Source organism: Sorangiineae bacterium MSr12523, from assembly GCA_037157775.1.
Taxonomy (GTDB): domain Bacteria; phylum Myxococcota_A; class Polyangia; order Polyangiales; family Polyangiaceae; genus Pendulispora; species Pendulispora brunnea.
Genome location: CP089982.1, coordinates 355,092 through 372,972 on the forward strand (window position 1 = coordinate 355,092; position 17,881 = coordinate 372,972).

At 65.6% G+C, this 17,881-nt stretch carries 14 protein-coding genes; 10 read left to right on the forward strand and 4 right to left on the reverse strand.

Going from position 1 to position 17,881, the window contains the following annotated elements:
- Positions 1-22 precede the first annotated feature (22 nt).
- The 3 genes from rhaI to LZC95_01525 are packed head-to-tail and all read left to right on the forward strand — an operon-like array spanning position 23 to position 4,601.
- Positions 23-1,183: an L-rhamnose isomerase gene (gene rhaI / locus LZC95_01515; GenBank protein WXA95519.1), complete on the forward strand. Its 1,161-nt coding sequence runs from the start codon at positions 23-25 to the stop codon at positions 1,181-1,183.
- A complete protein-coding gene (locus tag LZC95_01520; protein WXA95520.1) occupies positions 1,171-3,213 on the forward strand; it encodes a bifunctional aldolase/short-chain dehydrogenase in 2,043 nt (680 codons plus the stop codon). Before rhaI ends, LZC95_01520 begins: the two co-directional genes overlap by 13 nt.
- Positions 3,210-4,601, forward strand: a complete 1,392-nt coding sequence (locus tag LZC95_01525) for a rhamnulokinase (protein WXA95521.1) — start codon at positions 3,210-3,212, stop codon at positions 4,599-4,601. Before LZC95_01520 ends, LZC95_01525 begins: the two co-directional genes overlap by 4 nt.
- Here LZC95_01525 and LZC95_01530 read toward each other — a convergent pair.
- The 3 genes from LZC95_01530 to LZC95_01540 form a co-directional block, all read right to left on the reverse strand.
- Positions 4,578-5,528 carry an AraC family transcriptional regulator gene (locus LZC95_01530; protein WXA95522.1) on the reverse strand — a complete coding sequence of 317 codons (951 nt, stop codon included), beginning with the start codon at positions 5,526-5,528 and terminating at the stop codon, positions 4,578-4,580. The genes LZC95_01525 and LZC95_01530 overlap by 24 nt on opposite strands.
- Before the next feature lie 290 nt (positions 5,529-5,818).
- Positions 5,819-6,979: an ATP-binding protein gene (locus tag LZC95_01535; GenBank protein ID WXA95523.1), complete on the reverse strand. Its 1,161-nt coding sequence runs from the start codon at positions 6,977-6,979 to the stop codon at positions 5,819-5,821.
- Positions 6,970-7,638 carry a response regulator transcription factor gene (locus LZC95_01540; protein WXA95524.1) on the reverse strand — a complete coding sequence of 223 codons (669 nt, stop codon included), beginning with the start codon at positions 7,636-7,638 and terminating at the stop codon, positions 6,970-6,972. Before LZC95_01540 ends, LZC95_01535 begins: the two co-directional genes overlap by 10 nt.
- A 33-nt stretch (positions 7,639-7,671) precedes the next feature.
- On the opposite strand from LZC95_01540, the gene LZC95_01545 reads away from it, so the two are divergent.
- The 4 genes from LZC95_01545 to LZC95_01560 all read left to right on the forward strand — a co-directional run bounded on the left by LZC95_01545 (position 7,672) and on the right by LZC95_01560 (position 14,609).
- Entirely contained in the window at positions 7,672-9,360 is a 1,689-nt protein-coding gene (locus LZC95_01545; GenBank protein WXA95525.1) for an amidohydrolase, read from the forward strand.
- 14 nt (positions 9,361-9,374) lie between these two features.
- On the forward strand, positions 9,375-10,343 hold the full coding sequence (locus LZC95_01550; GenBank protein ID WXA95526.1) for a hypothetical protein: 969 nt from the start codon (positions 9,375-9,377) through the stop codon (positions 10,341-10,343).
- A gap of 3 nt (positions 10,344-10,346) precedes the next feature.
- The gene (locus LZC95_01555; protein WXA95527.1) at positions 10,347-13,385 is read left to right on the forward strand and encodes an AAA family ATPase; all 3,039 of its coding nucleotides are present in this window, start codon (positions 10,347-10,349) and stop codon (positions 13,383-13,385) included.
- A 402-nt stretch (positions 13,386-13,787) separates the two neighbouring features.
- Positions 13,788-14,609 (forward strand): class I SAM-dependent methyltransferase, encoded by an 822-nt coding sequence (locus LZC95_01560; GenBank protein ID WXA95528.1) that lies wholly within the window; start codon positions 13,788-13,790, stop codon positions 14,607-14,609.
- On the opposite strand, the gene LZC95_01565 is transcribed toward LZC95_01560, so the two are convergent.
- A complete protein-coding gene (locus LZC95_01565; protein WXA95529.1) occupies positions 14,606-14,989 on the reverse strand; it encodes a hypothetical protein in 384 nt (127 codons plus the stop codon). The genes LZC95_01560 and LZC95_01565 overlap by 4 nt on opposite strands.
- 90 nt (positions 14,990-15,079) lie before the next feature.
- Between LZC95_01565 and LZC95_01570 the strand changes: the two genes are divergently transcribed.
- The 3 genes from LZC95_01570 to sbnB all read left to right on the forward strand — a co-directional run bounded on the left by LZC95_01570 (position 15,080) and on the right by sbnB (position 17,879).
- Positions 15,080-15,577: a hypothetical protein gene (locus LZC95_01570; protein ID WXA95530.1), complete on the forward strand. Its 498-nt coding sequence runs from the start codon at positions 15,080-15,082 to the stop codon at positions 15,575-15,577.
- Between the two features lie 299 nt (positions 15,578-15,876).
- Entirely contained in the window at positions 15,877-16,848 is a 972-nt protein-coding gene (sbnA, locus tag LZC95_01575; protein ID WXA95531.1) for a 2,3-diaminopropionate biosynthesis protein SbnA, read from the forward strand.
- 14 nt (positions 16,849-16,862) lie between these two features.
- The gene (gene sbnB / locus LZC95_01580; GenBank protein ID WXA95532.1) at positions 16,863-17,879 is read left to right on the forward strand and encodes a 2,3-diaminopropionate biosynthesis protein SbnB; all 1,017 of its coding nucleotides are present in this window, start codon (positions 16,863-16,865) and stop codon (positions 17,877-17,879) included.
- Positions 17,880-17,881 lie beyond the last annotated feature (2 nt).

Sequence of the window (17,881 nt, forward strand, 5' to 3'; positions counted from 1 at the left end):
AGTGTCCCCGGAGGCCCTTAAAATGAGCGCGTCGGTCAAAGCAAAGTTACGCACGCAACAGATCGAGACGCCCTCGTGGGCCTACGGCAACTGTGGCACGCGTTTCAAAGTGTTCACGCAGGCGGGCGTGCCTCGCACCGTCGAGGAGAAGCTCGACGACGCGGCGCAAGTCCATGCCTTCACCGGAATCGCGCCACGCGTGGCATTGCACATCCCTTGGGACAAGGTCGACGACTACGCGAAGCTCTCGCGGCACGCACGTGCACTCGGGATCGAGATTGGCGCCATCAACGCCAACGTGTTCCAGGACGACGACTACAAACTGGGCAGCGTCACCAATCCCGATCCGGCGGTGCGCAAGAAGGCCCTCGCGCACCTGCTCGAGTGCGTCGACATCATGGACCAAACCGGTTCGCGGGATCTCAAACTGTGGTTCCCCGACGGGACGAACTACCCCGGCCAAGACGATATGCGAACGCGGCAGGAGCGCCTGTCCGAGGCATTGATGCGGGTCTACGACCGGTTGGGAAAGGACCAGCGCATGTTGCTCGAATACAAACTATTCGAGCCGGCCTTCTATACGATGGATGTGCCCGATTGGGGCACCGCCTATGCGCACTGCCTGCAGCTCGGTGAGCGGGCACAGGTGTGTGTCGACACCGGTCATCATGCCCCGGGCACGAACATCGAATTCATCGTAGCCTTCCTCCTCCGAGTGAAGAAGCTGGGCGCCTTCGACTTCAATTCGCGCTTCTACGCCGATGACGATTTGATCGTGGGCGCGGCGGATCCCTTTCAATTGTTCCGAATCATGTACGAGGTGGTTCGCGGCGGCGGCTTCGACCGCGATGCCGGTGTCGCCTTCATGCTCGACCAGTGCCACAACATCGAGCCGAAAATCCCCGGCCAGATTCGCTCGGTGTGCAACGTTCAGGAGGCCACCGCCAAGGCGCTGCTGGTCGATCGCGAGGCGCTCGTCGACGCGCAACGCAGCGGCGACGTGCTGCGCGCCAACGAGGCCTTCATGGATGCCTTCAACACCGACGTGAGGCCCATGCTGGCCGAGCTGCGCCAAGAAATGGGGCTCGACCCGAATCCCATGGAGGCCTACCGCCGATCCGGCTACCAAGAGCGCATCGAGGCGGGGCGCAAGTCGGGCAAGCAATCGGGATGGGCGGCCTGATGCGCATCGTCGATCAATTGATTGCGCGCTCGAATCGGTTGGGGGCCGATCCGGCCAATACGAATTACGCAGGTGGCAATACTTCGGCGAAGGGTACCGATACCGATCCGGTGACGGGCAAGCCCGTGGAGCTGCTCTGGGTCAAAGGCTCGGGCGGCGACTTGGGTACGCTCACCGAGTCGGGGCTGGCCGTATTGCGTTTGGACCGACTGCGCGGCCTCGTGGACGTGTACCCGGGGGTCGAACGCGAAGACGAGATGGTCGCCGCGTTCGACTTTTGCCTGCACGGGCGAGGCGGCGCCGCCCCGTCGATCGACACGGCCATGCACGGCCTGGTCAATGCCCCGCACGTCGACCATTTGCACCCCGATTCGGGCATTGCGCTGGCCACGGCCGCCGATGGCGAAAAGCTCACCCGGCAATGCTTCGGCCCGCGGGTCGTGTGGGTGCCTTGGCGGCGGCCAGGATTTCAATTGGGATTGGATATCGCCCGCATTCAGCAGGAAAACCCCCAGGCCATCGGTTGCATTCTCGGCGGACATGGCATTACCGCTTGGGGCAATAGCTCCGAGGAGGCGGAGGCGCACTCGCTGGAGATCATCCGCACGGCCGCGCGTTTTCTGAAGGAGCACGGCTCCGCGGAACCCTTCGGCCCGGCGCTCGATGGATACGGGCCGCTGCCGGAGACCGAACGGCGTGCGCGCGCGGCGCAGCTCGCGCCGGTGATTCGAGGACTCGCCTCGACCGATCGGCGGCAGGTGGGGCACTTCACCGATGCCGCGCCGGTGCTCGAGTTTCTGGCTCGGAGCAAGCATCCCCAGCTGGCCATGCTGGGCACCTCGTGCCCGGACCATTTCCTTCGCACGAAGGTGCGGCCCATGGTGCTGGACCGCCCGGCCTCGGCACCCCTGGAGGACGTCATCGCGCGCCTGCGCGAACTTCACGTGGAGTACCGCAAGGAGTACCGCGCGTATTACGAGCGCCACGCGAGCGCGGATTCGCCGCCGATGCGCGGGGCCGATCCGGCCATCGTGCTGGTGCCCGGCGTGGGCATGTTCTCCTTCGGTGCGGATGCGCAGACGGCGCGCGTGGCCGGCGAGTTCTACATCAATGCCATCAACGTGATGCGCGGCGCCGAAGCCGTATCGCGGTATGCGCCCATCGACGAGCGCGAGAAATTCCGCATCGAATATTGGGCGCTCGAGGAAGCGAAATTGCGCCGCCAACCGAAGCCAAAGGCGCTGGCCTCGCGCGTGGCGCTGGTGACCGGTGCGGGCTCGGGCATCGGCAAAGCCATTGCGAAACGGCTCTCCGCGGAGGGCGCGTGCGTCGTGGTGACCGATCGCAACGCCGAAGCGGCGCAGGCGACCGCGCGCGAGCTGGGCAATCGCGACAAGGCCATTGCGGTGCCGGCCGACGTGACCGACGAAACGCAAATTGCCGCGGCGTTCGCCGCCGGGGCGCTGGCCTTCGGTGGCGTCGATCTGGTGGTGAACAACGCAGGCCTGTCCGTTTCGAAGTCGCTGCTCGAGACCAGCGTTCAAGACTGGGACCTGCAGCACGACGTGATGGCGCGCGGCTCGTTCTTGGTCTCGCGCGAAGGCGCCCGCATGATGATCGCGCAGGGCGGGGGCGGCGACATCGTGTACATCACCAGCAAAAATGCCGTGTTCGCGGGACCGAACAACGTGGCCTACGGCGCCAGCAAGGCCGATCAGGCCCACCAAGTGCGGCTCTTGGCCGCGGAGCTGGGCGCCCACGGGATCCGCGTCAATGGCGTGAACCCCGACGGGGTCGTCCAGGGCTCCGGCATTTTCGCCGGCGGGTGGGGCGCGCAGCGCGCGGCCGTTTACGGCGTCAAAGAGGAGGAGCTGGGCGCGTATTACGCCCAGCGCACCTTGCTCAAGCGCGAAGTGCTGCCCGAGCATGTCGCCAATGCCGTCTTTGCCCTCACGGGCGGCGAGCTTACCCACACCACCGGGCTTCACGTGCCCGTGGATGCGGGGGTAGCGGCCGCGTTCCTGCGGTGAAGACCTTTGCCGCGGTCGACCTTGGCGCGTCCAGCGGACGCGTCATGGTGGGAAGCGTGGGGCCGCGGTCCTTGGATCTCACCGAGGTCCATCGTTTTGCGAATCGCCCCGTGCGCGTGGGTGAAACGCTGCACTGGGATATCCTTGCATTGTACAAGGGTATCCTCGATGGATTGCGAGCCGCCGGCCCGGTCGACGGCATCGGCATCGATTCGTGGGCCGTCGATTATGGACTGCTCGATGCGCGGGGCGCCCTGATTGGCAATCCGGTTCACTACCGCGACGAGCGCACCGCGCGGGGCGTCGCCGAGGTGCTGGCCAAAGTTCCGCACGAAGAGCTTTATTCGCAAACGGGAATTCAGTTTCAGCCATTCAATACGGTCTTTCAGCTCGCCGCCGAGCGGGGGACGCCGGCGTCGTCGATGGCGAAGCAGGCGCTGCTCATTCCGGATTTAATCGGATATTGGCTCACCGGCGTCGCAGGCACCGAGCTGACCAATGCATCGACCACGGGCCTCCTCGATCCGCGCGCCAGCGTTTGGTCGCGCACTCTGGCGGAGGCCGCCGGCGTGGACGTGAATCTCTTTCCGCCGCTTCGGCGGCCGGGGGACGAGCTAGGACGGCTCCTTCCGCACGTGCGCGACGAAGTCGGCTTTGATTCCACGGTTTACAACGTCGGATCGCATGACACGGCATCGGCGGTGGCCGGCGTGCCCGCCCGAGCCGATGCGCACGCCGCCTACGTGTGCGCGGGCACCTGGTCGCTCGTGGGATTGGAGCTCGAAGCGCCGATTCGGAGCGAGGCGAGCCGCAAGGCGAATTTCACCAACGAAGTGGGCGTCGACGGCACCATTCGCTATTTGCGCAACGTCACTGGCCTTTGGCTCTTGCAAGAGTGCCAGCGCGTCTGGGAAGCCTCGACGGAGCTCGACACGCTCCTGCGCGAGGCCGCCGAGGTCCCTGCGCGTCGCAGCGTCGTGGACGCCAACGATCCGCGCTTCATGCCCCCCGGCGACATGCCCGCCCGCATCGCGAGCGCGTGCGAGGACGCAGGCCAGCCCGTCCCGCGAACCCGCGCCGAGACCGTGCGCTGCATTCTGGACAGCCTCGCGGAGGCCCACCGCCGGGCGATCGACGACGCCGCGCGGCTTTCCGGGCGGCGGGTCGACGAGGTTCATATCGTGGGCGGCGGCGCGAACAACGAGCTTCTCTGCCAGCTCACCGCGGATGCATGCCGCCTTCCCGTGGTGGCGGGCCCGGTGGAAGCGACCGCGCTGGGCAACATTCTGGTCCAGGCGCGTAGCGCCGGCGCCTTCGAGGGAGGCCTGGCGGAGATGCGCGCGCTCTTGCGGGCGACGCAATCGCTACGTCGGTATGCGCCGAAGTGAGCCCGGCGACTTTCCCGTGATGCGCCTGAAGGCACGCGTGAACGCCGTCACCGAGTCGTAGCCGAGTTTCGCCCCCACCTCACCGTTGCTGAGTCGTTGGTCGCGCAAGATCGTGCCCGCCACGTGCATGCGCCAGCGCGCCGCGTATTTCGCGGGCGGGGTTCCCACGCTCCGCGTGAAGCGGTCGCGGAAGCTGGAACTGGAACAGCCCGCGAGATGCGCCAACGCTGCCAGCGACCAATGCCGCCCGGGCTCCCGGTGGATGGCCGCAAGCGCGCGTCCGATTTTCGGATCGCGGATGGCCGAGAGCCATCCGTCGCCGTTGCTTGGCTGCGCTTCCGACCAAGTGCGGATCACGCGGGTGATGACCACGTCCGCCAGTCGCGTGAGCACGGTGGCCGAGCCCATTTTCTCGGCGAGGATCTCGTCCGCCATGATTCTCAACAGCGGCTCGAGTGCCTCGCCCGCCGCGCGGACGATCAATTGTGCGGGCATGAGCTCGATCAAAGGATGCGCCGACGGCGCATCGAAGGACACGCTGGAGCAAAAAAGAATCGCACCCGGTGGATGGCAGCCATCGAGCGCCAGGCGATAGGTGCGATGGCCGATCTCCTCGCGCACGATGTCCGGCAGCGGCGTGCATTGTACCGTTTCGCTCGATGCGAGCGCGTGCGCATCGCCGCGCGGCAAGAGCACGACGTCGCCCGCGTCGAGGCGGTGCCATGTGCCGTCGGGGGCCTTCAAGAGCGTCGAACCTGCGGCGACGAAGTGAAAGCGCGCTTCGCGTTGCGCTGGCAGCTCGATACCCCACGGTTCACGAAGCTCGCAGCGACCGTAGGACAAACCGCTGATGCGAAGATCGCCCAGAATATCGCGGAGCGGATCGGGCTTGGCAAAAATGTTCAACGTAGTTTCGCTCGGCAACATCGATGTAAAACCCATGCAGCAATGAACGCACCGTCGTAGCCGTTTCGAAGACTTGGCCGATATCGTTCTTTCAGTGAGCCTGGCCGTAACCAACGTGGTGTTCGACGCCGGCGGGGAATCGCTGGGCACCTGGTCGGGAGAATGAGCCTCATGAGCGCGGAGCTCGCTTGTGGCGGTGCGGTGGCGTGCCCCGTCCGCCCGGCGGGATCTCGAGCACCGGCATCTTCGACGTGGTCATTGCGCAAAAAAGAATAGGGGATGGCTGGTCCGTCGAAACGATCCATTTCCAATCATTTGGATAGACCATGCGTAATCGGTATTTCGAACGTGGCCACGGCACCACCGTCCGGGTGGTTGCGCAACGAAAACGTACCGCCGTGAATGGCGGCAATGCGTTGAACGATACCGAGGCCAAGGCCCCAGCCGCGGCTGCCTCCTGCCGGATAACCCGGACCCGCATCGCGCACGGATACGCGCCCATTGGCGACGTGAACGGCACGCACGCCGCCCCCGTGGCGTTCTGCGTTCGAGAGCAAATTGCGAATCGCCACTTCGAGGAGACGTGGGTCGCCGCGCACGATGGAGGGCTCCGCCTCGATGGCGATGTCCTCGCTGGCGAGCGACTCGACCAGAAGGTCCAATCGCAACGGCTCGGCGTGCACCTCGGTGAGATCCGCGTCGAGCCGCGCATAGGCGAGCACCTGCTCCAGCACCCGCGATGCCTCGTGCGTTAGCTTGGCAATGGGCCCTTCGACGGAGCCCGCTTCGACGGCGGCGACGAGCCCGGTGACGGGTGTTCGCAACTCGTGCGCCGCCGTTTGAAGAAAGCGCTCCCGCACCTCCAAGGCGCGGCGCGCCGGACGGAGCGTTCGCTCGGTCATGACGCGCGCCACGAGCACGCCGAGCGCGGCAAGAGCCGCGGTGGCCATCACGATCCACACGGTGAAACGCGTCTGCTCGGCGCGATGCGGTGCGGGATCGCCTGCGACCACGATGGTAGCCCGGGGTCGATCCGCATCGTCGAAGGTCGTCTTCGTCAGAACGCGAATTCGCTGCCCATTGGCCAGCACCGCATCGTGCGGCGCCGCATGCAGATCGTTGGGATCGATGGCGTACCGCCGGGGCTCGGTGGCATAGAGCAACGTCTTGTCGTCCGAGTCGACGACGTAAATGTCGAAAGGTCCGTGCACGATGTCGGGCTCACGCACGAGTGGCTCGACATGGTAGCGGCCTTGCGCATCGAAATAGGTCAGGCCATACACGGCCGTCGCATGAACGGCGAGGCGCGCGTCGAAGTCGGCATCGCGCGCGCGACCGAATGCCACCACCGCGAAGGTCGCAAGGGCGACCAGCGCCGCCGACCACGCGAGCGAGTACACCCGCGCCGTGCGCCGGGCAAGGCGATCGAGCTCGAGCCGGGCGCGCGGTGCATGGCCATCGTTCAGCGGCATGGATCCTCGAGGACGTATCCCACGCCGCGCACCGTGCGAACGAGGCCGGGTACCCCGAGCTTGCGCCGGAGCGAGGCGATGGTGGCCTCCTCGACGTTCGACGCGAGCGTCTCCGCCGCATCCCAGCAATGCCGCACCAGCTCCTCGCGCGAGACCACGCGCCCTTGCCTCGATGCGAGAAGCTCGAGGACCGAGCGCTCTTTGGGCCGCAAGGGCAGGAGCACACCGGCGCGCCGCACCTCGCGCCGGCCGAGATCGATCTCCACCTCGCCGATCCGCACGATGGGCTGCTGCGGCAAAGGACCCCGGCGACCGAGGGCACGGACGCGCGCGAAGAGTTCGGCCATGGCAAATGGCTTGGTGAGGTAGTCGTCGCCGCCGGCATCGAGCCCGTCGACCCGATCGCGAACGGTGTCGCGTGCGGTGAGGAACAACGCCGGCGTCGCAATGCCCGTGCTCCGCCACGCCCGAAGACCGTCCCGCGCATCGCCATCCGGCACGGTGCGGTCGAGCACCAGCACATCGAAGGGCTCAGCTCGCAGCAGCGCACCGGCCTCCTCCAGCGTGCGTGCGGTCACCACGGCGAGCCCCTCGCCACGAAGCCGCGATTCGACGGCCTGGCGGGTTTCATCGTGATCTTCGAGGAGTAGAATGCGCATCGGGCGATCAGCCAAATTTAAGGTAAGGCCGACATGCTGTCTTCGATGAATGGCCAATATTCACTTTTGATGGGCGCATTGATGATGCTGGGCCCGTTGACCGCTTGCGCCACCGAGCGCATCCCGGCCGACCTCGTCTGGCGCAACGGCCGCATTCGCACCATGAACGATGCGCAGCCATGGGCGGAGTCCGTGGCCGTGCGCAATGGTGCCATCGTCTTCGTCGGCGCGAACGACGGTGCGGCGAGCTACGTCGGCGCCAGCACCCGCGTGCTGGATCTCCAAGGGCGCGTCGTGCTTCCGGGCTTGCACGATGTGCATCAGCACACGCTGGAAGCGCACCTGCCCATCATCCGATGCAGGCTGGATCCGAACGTGAACGACGCCGAAGATTACATTCGCACCGTGTCGAAGTGCTCCGTCTCCAAAGGGACTTCGTGGGTGCTCGGCTCCGGCCATCGCATTTCCACGCTTCTCGCGGCCTCGCGCACACCGCGCGCCATCCTCGATGCGGCCATTCCCGATCGGCCGGTGGCCATTTTGGAGGAGACGTCGCACAGCACCTGGGTGAATTCGCGTGCGCTGCAGGTGCTCGGCATCGATGCGCACACGCCCGATCCGCCCGGCGGCATCGTGTTGCGTGCGGCGGACGGAACGCCGAACGGTGTGCTCGTCGACGCCGCCGGCGAGTGGCCATGGGACCGTGCGCTCGCGCGCAGTCCGGAGCTGGACGAAATCAATTATCGCGCCTTGCTCGATGGGATGGCCCACGACAACGAATATGGCATTACCTCGGCCTGTGACGCGCGTGTCTATTGGGGGCGCGGGCACCTGGATGCGTATCGCCGGGCCGAAGAACGCGGCGAAATGACGGTGCGCATGGTGCTGGGCCTATGGGCTTATCCATTGAAGGCCGACGATGCGCAGCTTGCGGCGCTCTCCCAGATGCGTCGCGACGATGGCGGTATGGTGCGGCAGACGCAAATCAAGATTTACGCGGACGGGTTGACCCAGAATACGACGGCTGCATTGCTCGAGCCGTATCGCTCGAAGACGCTGGGGGCACCGCGCGGGCTCAATTATTTCGACGGGCCACGCCTCGCGCGTTACGTGCGCGAGCTGCAAGCGGCGGGCTTCGACATGCACATCCACGCCATCGGCGATCGCGGGGTGCGGCAGGCGCTCGACGCCATCGAGGCGGCGCGCAGCTTGCCAGGCGGGACGGGCGCACGCCACCGGCTCACGCACGTGGAGCTCGTGCATCCGCAGGATCTGCCCCGTTTTCGGGCCCTCGGCGTGTTTGCGGACGTGCAGCTCTCCGAGGAGAACGACCCCGCGCATCTGCACGAGCTCGAGCCCTTCGTGGGTGCCGATCGCATCAACGAGCGCGCGTGGCGTGTGCGCGATCTGCACGACAGCGGCGCCATCGTGACCCTCAGCTCGGACTATGACGTGTGGGATCTCAATCCGTTCGCGGGCATGCAGCATGCCCTGACGCGGGGTGCGCAAGCCCTGCCCAACCTCGACGCAGCCCTTCGCGCGTATACGGTGAACGCGGCGCGCCTGATGCGCTCCGAAACGCGCACGGGCAGCCTCGAAGTCGGAAAACGCGCCGACATGATCGTCATCGATCGCGATATCTACGCCATTCCGGCGGACCAAATTGCCCGAACGCGGGTGCTTCGCACGATGGTCGATGGTCGCGAGGTGTACGTGCGGTAAAGTCAGGGGCCGCGATGGCCGCCGTTTCGGAAGAGGAAATCGATGGGCTCTACTCGGTCCCGTTGTCGGAGTTCATCGATGTACGCAAGGCGCTGGCCACACGCGCGAAGAAGGAAGGCGACAAGGAGGGCGCCGCGCACATTGCCGCGCTCCCCAAGCCGTCGGCGGCCGCGTGGGCGGTGAATCAATTGTACCGTCATGCCTCGGACGAGCTCGATGCGCTCCACGAGGCGGGCGCCTCCCTGCGGCGGGCGCATCGCAAGGGGGCCAGCGGCGTGCGGGAGGTGTTTGCCGCGCAACAGGCGCAGCGCGCGGCCATCGACGCGCTGCTCCAGGTTGCGCGAACCATTTTGCAGAAGGGGGGACTTGCCGCGTCCGACCTGACGTTGGATCGCATTGGCGAGACGCTGACGTTCATCTCGACCTTGAACCGGTGGGGTGACGCAGAGCCGGGGCGGCTTTCCAAAGAGCTTGCCCCGCCGGGCTTCGATGCGTTGCTCGAGGTGCTGGGGGACGGCGAGGAGCTTCCCCCTCCGATCAAGAAGAAGGAGCCCGCCGCGAAGGCGCCGCCCAAAGCACCCGCCGATTCCTCGCACCAGCGCAAAGCCGTCGCCGAAGCGCGGCGCAAGGCCGAAGAGGCGCTCGCAGCGGCGAAGAAGAACAAGGCGCACGCGGAGGCACGCGCCAAGGAAACGAACCGCGCTGCCGATGAAGCGCAGAAGGCCGCCAACGATGCCGAGTCCAACGCGCGCCATCTGGCCGACGCCGTCAAAGCCGCGGAGGCGGCCCTCGCGCGGACCAAGCGCGAGGCGAGCGAGGCCGCCAAGGAGGCGAGTGCTGCCGCCGATCACGCCGAAACGGCGCGTACGACGGCGGATCGGGCGCGTCGCGCGAACGACGATGCGGCCGACGAACTCCGCAAGGCCGAAGCGCACCTCGCATCGGCGAAGAAGGCCGAGGCGGCCCTGAACAAGGGGCGGTGACGTATGGCCTTTCGCACACTCCTTGGACGCGCCCGCGAGCTCGCAGAGCTGGAGGCGGCGCTCGACCGGGCCATCGCAGGCCGCGGCAGTGTTTTCCTTCTTTCCGGGGAGCCCGGCATCGGAAAAACGCGGCTGGCCGAGGAGCTTGCCGCCATCGCGGAAGCGCGGGGTGCTTCCGCGTACTGGGGTCGCGCGTGGGAGGCCTCCGGCGCGCCCGCATGCTGGCCGTGGGTGCAGGTGCTGGACGCATGCGGGGCGACGGACCTCGTCGCGCAGCTCGAGCCTTTGCCGGCGGATCCGCGTCATCCCGAAGTCGAATCTCTGCGGCTCGGTATGGCGATTGCCGCATTCTTGCGTGGTGCGGCCTCGGGGAGGCCTCTCGTGCTGGTCTTCGACGATCTCCACGCCGCCGATCTCGCATCGTTGAATCTACTGCAGGTGGTGGCGCGCGAGCTTCGCAACCTGCGCGTGCTGCTCGTAGGAACGTACCGCGAGCTGGAGGCGCGGCGGGCCCCGCAGGTGTCCGCGTCGCTGGCGAAGCTCGCCCGCGAGGGAACGCTGCGCCCGTTGGGCCGCCTCGATCGCGCGTCGGTGACGCAGTGGATCGCAGGCGCATTGGGGGCGGCACCGCCCGAGGCGCTGGCCGCGGCGGTGTTCTCGGCAACGGAGGGCAATCCTCTTTTCGTCGACGCCCTTGCGCAGCTGCTCGTCTCGCGTGGGTACGCGACCGCGCTGCCGGCAGGATTCACCTTGCCCGATTCCGTGCGCGAAACGGTGCAGGAAATGGTCTCCCGCGTTTCGAGCGACGTACGCGACGTGCTCGATGCCGCCTCGGTTCTCGGCCGGGAGTGCTCCGTGATGCTGTTGCAACTCGTTTGCGAGAGTCCCCTTGCGCGGGTGCTCGAGGCGACGGAGGAAGGCATCGCGGCGGGCATCCTCATTGCGCGGACACTGCCCTCGAGTCCCGTGCGCTTTGCACATATTTTGATCCGCGAGGCGCTCTATCAGGGGCTCTCCGCCTCGCGCCGCATGGCCATTCATGCGAAGGCGGCGCGTGCGCTCGCGACGTTTCACGCGACCGACGTCGAGCCGCACTTGGCCGAGCTCGCGCATCACGCCTTCGAGAGCGCGCCGGTGGCCTCTTGGCCAGAGGCGGCCGATCTGTCGACACGCGCCGGTCGTCGTGCCATGGCCCTGCTGGCCTTCGACGATGCCGCGGGCCATTTCGAGCGCGCGTTGGTCGCACGGGATCACGCGGGATGCACCGACGAAGCACAGCGCGCGGAGCTACTCTGGAGGCTTGGGCTCTCGCGCATTCGCATGGGCAATGCGCAGGCGGGCAAAGACACGTGTGTCCAGGCCGCGGGGTTCGCCGAGCGCGCAGGCCGACCCGATCTGTTTGCGCAGGCGGCGCTCGCGTATGGTTCGGAGTTCTGGTTCGGAAATGTGGACCGCCGCCTGGTCGACCTGCTCGAGCGAGCGCTGTCGCTTGGCAGCATGAGCGAAGAACTGCGGGTCCGCACGATGGCGCGGCTGTCGGCGGCCATGGTTCCCGCGTCCGATCGCACCCGATCGCTGATGCTCGCGCGCGAATCGGTGGCGGCCGCACGGGCACTGGGTGACCGCCGCGTGCTCGCGGCCGTGATCTATTCTGCGCGTGCCGCGTACGGTTCGGGCGACAACCTCGACGAGCGCATCGCCCTCGATCGCGAGCTCGCGCTTCTCGCGACGAGCATTGGCGACAAGATCCTCGAGGTGCATGCGCACGGACGATTGGCCATCGACGCCATCGAGCGGGCCGATCCCGCCGTCGTCCATGTGGAATTGCGCATTCAGAGGCAGCTCGCGGAGGAAATCCGCGTGCCGCAGTATCGGCTTCACGTCGCGATCCTTCATTTGACGTGGGCGACGCTCCTGGGCGACGTCGATCTCATCGCGCGCATCGAGCGGGAGGTGCGCGAGCTGTCCGACGCCGGCGACGACCCTCACGGGCTGGCCGTCATCGAGGCCAATCGCGCGATCCGCGCCGAAGTACGCGGCGATGCAGCTGGCGAGGCCGCGGCCATGGCGGCCCTCGAGGCGCTCAGCCCGAAGAATCCCAGATTGGGATCGTGGCTCGCCATACGCCGGGGTGTGCGCAGCGAATCGCTTTCGCCGGCCGAACGGCGCGACATCGCTTCGAAGTTCGTTCCACCCGCGTGGCCCCAGGGCATGGGGGCCTTTCTTCCCCAAGTGGTGCCCATCTTCATCCAACTTGGCGACCGCTCGGAGCTTCGCGCGTTGTACGAAGTGATGTTGCCCTATGCCGGCCAAATCACGATTTACCCCGGCGTCATGGCCAGCATCGGGCCGGTGGCGTACTACTTGGGCCGCCTGGCGACGGCGCTTGGCGAGCCGGAAAAGGCGCGCGTTCACTTCGAACAGACACTGGTCATCTGCCAACGCGGCACGTTCGTCGATTTCGAAGCGCATACCCGACGCGCGCTCACCGCACTGGGCCGAGCCGCGGCGGCCCCCGTGCCGCGTGCATCGGCTCCATCGCTCGAACGAGACGGTGAGTTCTGGGTATTGCGCCACGATGGGCGTGAGGCGCGGTTGAAGGACAGCAAGGGCCTCCAGTATTTGGCCGTGTTGCTTCGGGAGCCGGGGCGCGAATTCCACGTGGGCGATCTGGTGCACCGCACCGACGGATCGGTGGAACTCGGTGATTCGGGAGATTTGCTCGACGAGCGCGCCAAGTTGGAATACCGCACACGTCTGACCGAGCTGGGGAGCGCACTCGAAGACGCGGAGGCCCGCAGTGATGCCGAAACGGCGGCCCGCATTCGCGATGAACGCGCGTCGCTTGCCGGCGAGCTTGCGCGCGCGGTCGGCCTCGGCGGGCGGGGCCGCAAAGCCGGTGCCGCGTCCGAACGGGCGCGCGTCAACGTACAACGGCGCATCCGGGATGCGCTGTCCCGCATCTCCGAGCTGGAGCCCACGTTGGGGCGGTACATCGAACTTCACGTCCGAACCGGGGCGTTTTGCTCGTGGGAACCCTAGTCGGAACAATGTTCCGCGCCATGGAACGCCTGTTCTCTGCAGGTGTTGCCCATGGGGAAGCGTTGCGAGAGAACCCTCGATTCGCCGCTGTTTCACAAGGATGACGTCGTTTCCGCCGACGCGGTTTCGCGCGTGCGGCCGAACCGCAGCTTCGCGCCGTCGAGCGGGACGCCTTTCTTTGGCTTGGCGTTCTTGGGCGGGGCGTTGGGAGGCGTCATGGGGGGAGGTGCGACCGCGCTCCTTCACACGATTGCCGTGACACAAGCGCCACCCTGGATTCGCGCTTTGGCCGCGTTCGGCGCCCTCGGGAGTGCGGTAATGCTCTTTCTATGCTCCCTGCGATTCGTTATTTCGATACTCGGCAATGTGTCACGCTAATTGAATAAAACGAGGAGTGGGCAAATGGACCAATGGGACGATCCAGAGGTGGTCGCGGCCTGGCGTCGCTGGCGTGCTCGGTTTGCCGAGCAGACGCGGGTCTTGACCGAAGTGCTTCTCGAAGCCGCGGGCGTTTGGCCTGGGATGCACGTTCTCGATCTGGCCAGCGGCGCCGGCGAGCCTGCGCTGGCCCTGGCCAAAGACGTCGGTCCTCGCGGTTACGTGACGGCGACCGACGTGTCCGACGGGATGCTCGCCATCATCGCGGATGCAGCGCGCGCGGAGGGATTGGCCAATATCGGCTGCCGCAGGGCCGATGCCGCCGCGCTGACGTTCCCGGACGAGTCGTTCGATCTCGTAACGTGCCGCCTGGGGATCATGCACATTCCGGACGCGGAGGAGGCTCTGCGCGAAGCGCGGCGTGTGCTGAAGCCGGGGGCGCGCGCGGCGTTTCTCGTGTGGGGCGGCTCACCGGACGAGTCGGGTGCGTTTTTACATTCTCGCATCATTGCGAAATACATCGGGGTCCCGCCTCCGCCGGCGAATGCTCCGAGCGCGCTGCGTTTCGCCTCGCCGGGATCGTTGCCTGCAGCTTTGCGTGAGGCGGGCTTTCGTCAGGTGGAGGAGATGACCCATCGATGTGTCATGGCGTGCCCGGGCACTCCCACCCAGGTGTGGAGAAGCATCCGCGAGATGGCCGGGCCGCTGCGCCAGCTCTTGGCGCGCGCCCCGGCGGAGACGCTCGAGCGCATTCACGAAGAAGTGGAAACGGCCTTCCAGGCCTTCCGCAAAGGAGAATACGTCCAACTGCCCGCCACGGTACACGTGGCCACGGGCCTGCGTTAACCGATATCGCGGGCGCGGAGGTTTTCGAAGGTGGCCTGCGGAAGCGGCGACCACGGTTTACCCATTTCGATGAGCTCCCCGCTGATGGGATCCATGCGAAGGTTGGCCTCGGCCGGGTAATAGCGATTGTGAAGTTCGATGAGCTCGTTCAATTGGACGAGCTGGCGATCGAGCCGGATGCGCAATGTTTCGGGGCGTTTGGCCAAGCCGCGGTCGAGCAGGACGAGGCCGCGCGCGATGGACTCTTCCAGGTCTTCGATGTGCCGCTTCCGGCGCATGAACGCCGGCGGACCGGCGACCACTGCGCGAACCCGCTCCTCGACGGTCAACGTGAAATTTCGCGGCGCCGCGGCAGTCTGGCGAGGGGAACCCGTGGACATGCTCCGAAGCGTAGCGCGTTCTCGCGGAAGTGCCTGTGCGCGCTGGACGTTTTCCTGCAGTCATGATGGCATCGAGGGGCCGCACCGCCTTTGACGTCCGCCGCGGCTTGGACCGAGCCGGTCGCGATCGATGCACTCGCCGTGGATTGTGCCGTGGCGGCCCCTCCGGTGGAGGACTTCACGCCGCAGCCGCTGGCGTGCGAGCTGCCTTGGGAGCAATCGTGCTCGTACGATCCGTGTTTCTTCAAGCAGCAGGAGTGCCAGCGCGATTGTGGCAACACATGCGGGTCGTGCGAGGCCAGCTGCACGAACACGTGCTCCTCGTGCAAAGCCTCGTGTGCCTCGGGAGCGGCGGGCGATGCGTGCCGGCGCGCGTGTGCCTCCACCACGGGAAGCTGCCGGCAATCGTGCATCGCGCGCCGCGACAAATGCGCGACCGCAGGATGCACCGCCGCCGCGCAGCTCTGCGCAAAGAACGAGCCGGTGAAGTGGAAGAAAAACGGCTGCTGGGGGATCTGCCCAAAGGTCAATGCATGTTGGGACCTACTTCGCCGACCGTTCGAGAAACGCCGAATCGAGACTCCGTAGTTATTACGGATAGCCATTGCCGCTGGCGCCAACGAGTGCCTGGCACATGGTATCGTGGCTGCTGATATGAAGGTTAAATATTTGTAACTCGTCGATCGTTCGTTGGAGTTCGTCGCGGACGCGATACAAAGTTTCGCTGTCGTCGGCGCCCGGTGATTGTCATCGGACGAGCCGCGCTCTCCGCCATTGGGACGAGGAGCGCATCGAACCCCAGGAGTCGAAATATGGAACTGGAAAGTGCCCGTTCAACGGTCGGCGCGAGGCCTTCCTCTGCGTTCTCCGGGTCGTTGGTTGAGCGCATGGATCTCATCGGGCGGGCTTTTTTGCGTCCTTCGCCCATCGTTCCACTGGATTTCGCCGCAGCCAATCTTCGAGCAAAGCTCGAGTTCTGCAACCCAATCGGGAGCATCAAAGACAAGCCTGCCTTTTGGATCGTCAAATCGGCCATCGAACGCGGCATCGTCGACGAGAAGACCACCATCGTGGAGTCCTCGTCCGGCAACTTCGCCATCGCGCTTGCGGTTCTCTGCCGCCATCTCGGGTTGCGATTCATTCCGGTCATCGACCCCAACATTTCGGCGCTCAATGAAATGTGCCTTCGCAACCTGTGCCGGGAAGTCGTGAAGGTCAGCGTGCGCGACGATACGGGCGGTTTTCTCAAGACGCGCATCGCGAAAGTCAAAGAGCTCTGCGGCGAAATCCCCAATTCGTTCTGGACCGAGCAATACGGCAACCTCGACGGCATGGCGGGGCATTATCATTTGACCGGCGGCCAGATCTGCGCGCACGTCAAAAACCTCGACTACGTCTTCCTCGGTGTCAGCTCGGGCGGCACCATCGCGGGCGTTTCGACGCGGCTGAAGGAAAGGTTCAAGCACGTCCAGGTGATTGCGGTGGACGTCGTAGGTTCGGTGATCTTCGGCGGACCTCCACGCAAACGCTACATTCCAGGTATCGGCGCCAGCATCGTTCCGGAGCTCGTCGGAAAGGCGGCCATCGATCGGGTCGTCATGGTGTCCGAGACCGAAACTTTGCAAGGTTGCCGGGAGCTCTTCGCCCGCGATGGTGTATTTGCCGGAGGGTCGAGTGGCTCCGTCTATGCGGCCATCAAGAAGACGTTGGGAAATGGGAAGATTCACGCCAAGCCTGACGTTCTCTTTCTGTGCTGCGACCGGGGTACGAGCTATCTCGACACCGTGTACAATGACGAGTGGTGCGCCCGGTTGATTCGCGACGCTACGTTGCAGGGCGCGAAATCCCTCACATCGTAGGAGACAAGCACATCGTGAATTTCGAATTCAAAGTCATCAGTGGGGCCATTGCACACGAGATCATCCACTCCAACTACGAAATGTGTCAAACCATCATCGCCGAGGCGTATCGCCAATATGCGGATGGGAAAGCGTCGGCCCCGACGTGCCATTTCCTCCGGTTTCCGGATCGACCCAACGCGCGCATCATCCCTTTGCCCGCGCGTATCGCGATGGGCGACCACTGCATCAGCGGCATCAAGTGGATCGCGAGCTATCCCGACAATGTAGCAAAAGGGATTCCGCGTGCATCCGCCGTCCTCATCCTGAACGACGAAGAGACGGGCTACCCGTTGGCGTGCGTGGAGGCTTCGCTCATCTCCGCCGCCCGCACCGCCGCATCGGCGACCCTCGGTGCGCACCATTTGGCACGTGGCAAACGGCGGGCCAAATCTTTGGGAATCGTCGGCAATGGCATCATTTCGAAGTATATTTATCAATTCTTGATCGGGACGGGCTGGGAGATCGATGAAGTCCGGCTCTTCGACAAGAACCCCGCGGAGCCGGAGCGCTTTCACAAGAACGTCATCCAGGACCGGCGCCATCGCGTGGTCACCCACACGGGCGACCTCGAATCGCTTCTCGTCGCCAGCGATCTCATCGTGTTCGCGACGTCGGCCGGTGCACCCCACATCACGGACAAGGAGCTCTTCGCGCACAATCCCATCGTCCTTCACATCTCGCTGCGGGACCTTGGCGCGGACATCATCGCCGGGGCTCAGAATTTCGTGGACAGTGCCGAGCACGCGCTGTCGAACAACACGTCGCTGCACCTGGCGCAGATGGAGATGGGGCACGCGGACTTTTTGACCGGCACCATTTCCGATCTGATCGAGGGCCGGCGTGTGGCCGATCCGGAGAGGCTGCGGATCTTCTCGCCCTTCGGTCTCGGCGTGCTCGATCTCGCCCTCGGCAACCTGGTCTACCGCCGGGCCGTCGAGACGCGCCGCTTCGTCGCAGTGGACGACTTTTTTTACGAGAGAGAGCGCTGAGG

Excerpts from the sequence above, each read along its gene's own strand:
- LZC95_01520 (WXA95520.1), top strand. The coding sequence starts at position 1,171 with ATGGGCGGCCTGATGCGCATCGTCGATCAATTGATTGCGCGCTCGAAT.
- sbnA (WXA95531.1), top strand. The coding sequence starts at position 15,877 with ATGGATCTCATCGGGCGGGCTTTTTTGCGTCCTTCGCCCATCGTTCCA.
- LZC95_01565 (WXA95529.1), bottom strand. The coding sequence starts at position 14,989 with ATGTCCACGGGTTCCCCTCGCCAGACTGCCGCGGCGCCGCGAAATTTC.
- LZC95_01530 (WXA95522.1), bottom strand. The coding sequence starts at position 5,528 with ATGTTGCCGAGCGAAACTACGTTGAACATTTTTGCCAAGCCCGATCCG.
- LZC95_01555 (WXA95527.1), top strand. The coding sequence starts at position 10,347 with ATGGCCTTTCGCACACTCCTTGGACGCGCCCGCGAGCTCGCAGAGCTG.
- LZC95_01550 (WXA95526.1), top strand. The coding sequence starts at position 9,375 with ATGGCCGCCGTTTCGGAAGAGGAAATCGATGGGCTCTACTCGGTCCCG.
- LZC95_01540 (WXA95524.1), bottom strand. The coding sequence starts at position 7,638 with ATGCGCATTCTACTCCTCGAAGATCACGATGAAACCCGCCAGGCCGTC.
- LZC95_01545 (WXA95525.1), top strand. The coding sequence starts at position 7,672 with ATGCTGTCTTCGATGAATGGCCAATATTCACTTTTGATGGGCGCATTG.
- LZC95_01535 (WXA95523.1), bottom strand. The coding sequence starts at position 6,979 with ATGCCGCTGAACGATGGCCATGCACCGCGCGCCCGGCTCGAGCTCGAT.
- rhaI (WXA95519.1), top strand. The coding sequence starts at position 23 with ATGAGCGCGTCGGTCAAAGCAAAGTTACGCACGCAACAGATCGAGACG.
- LZC95_01560 (WXA95528.1), top strand. The coding sequence starts at position 13,788 with ATGGACCAATGGGACGATCCAGAGGTGGTCGCGGCCTGGCGTCGCTGG.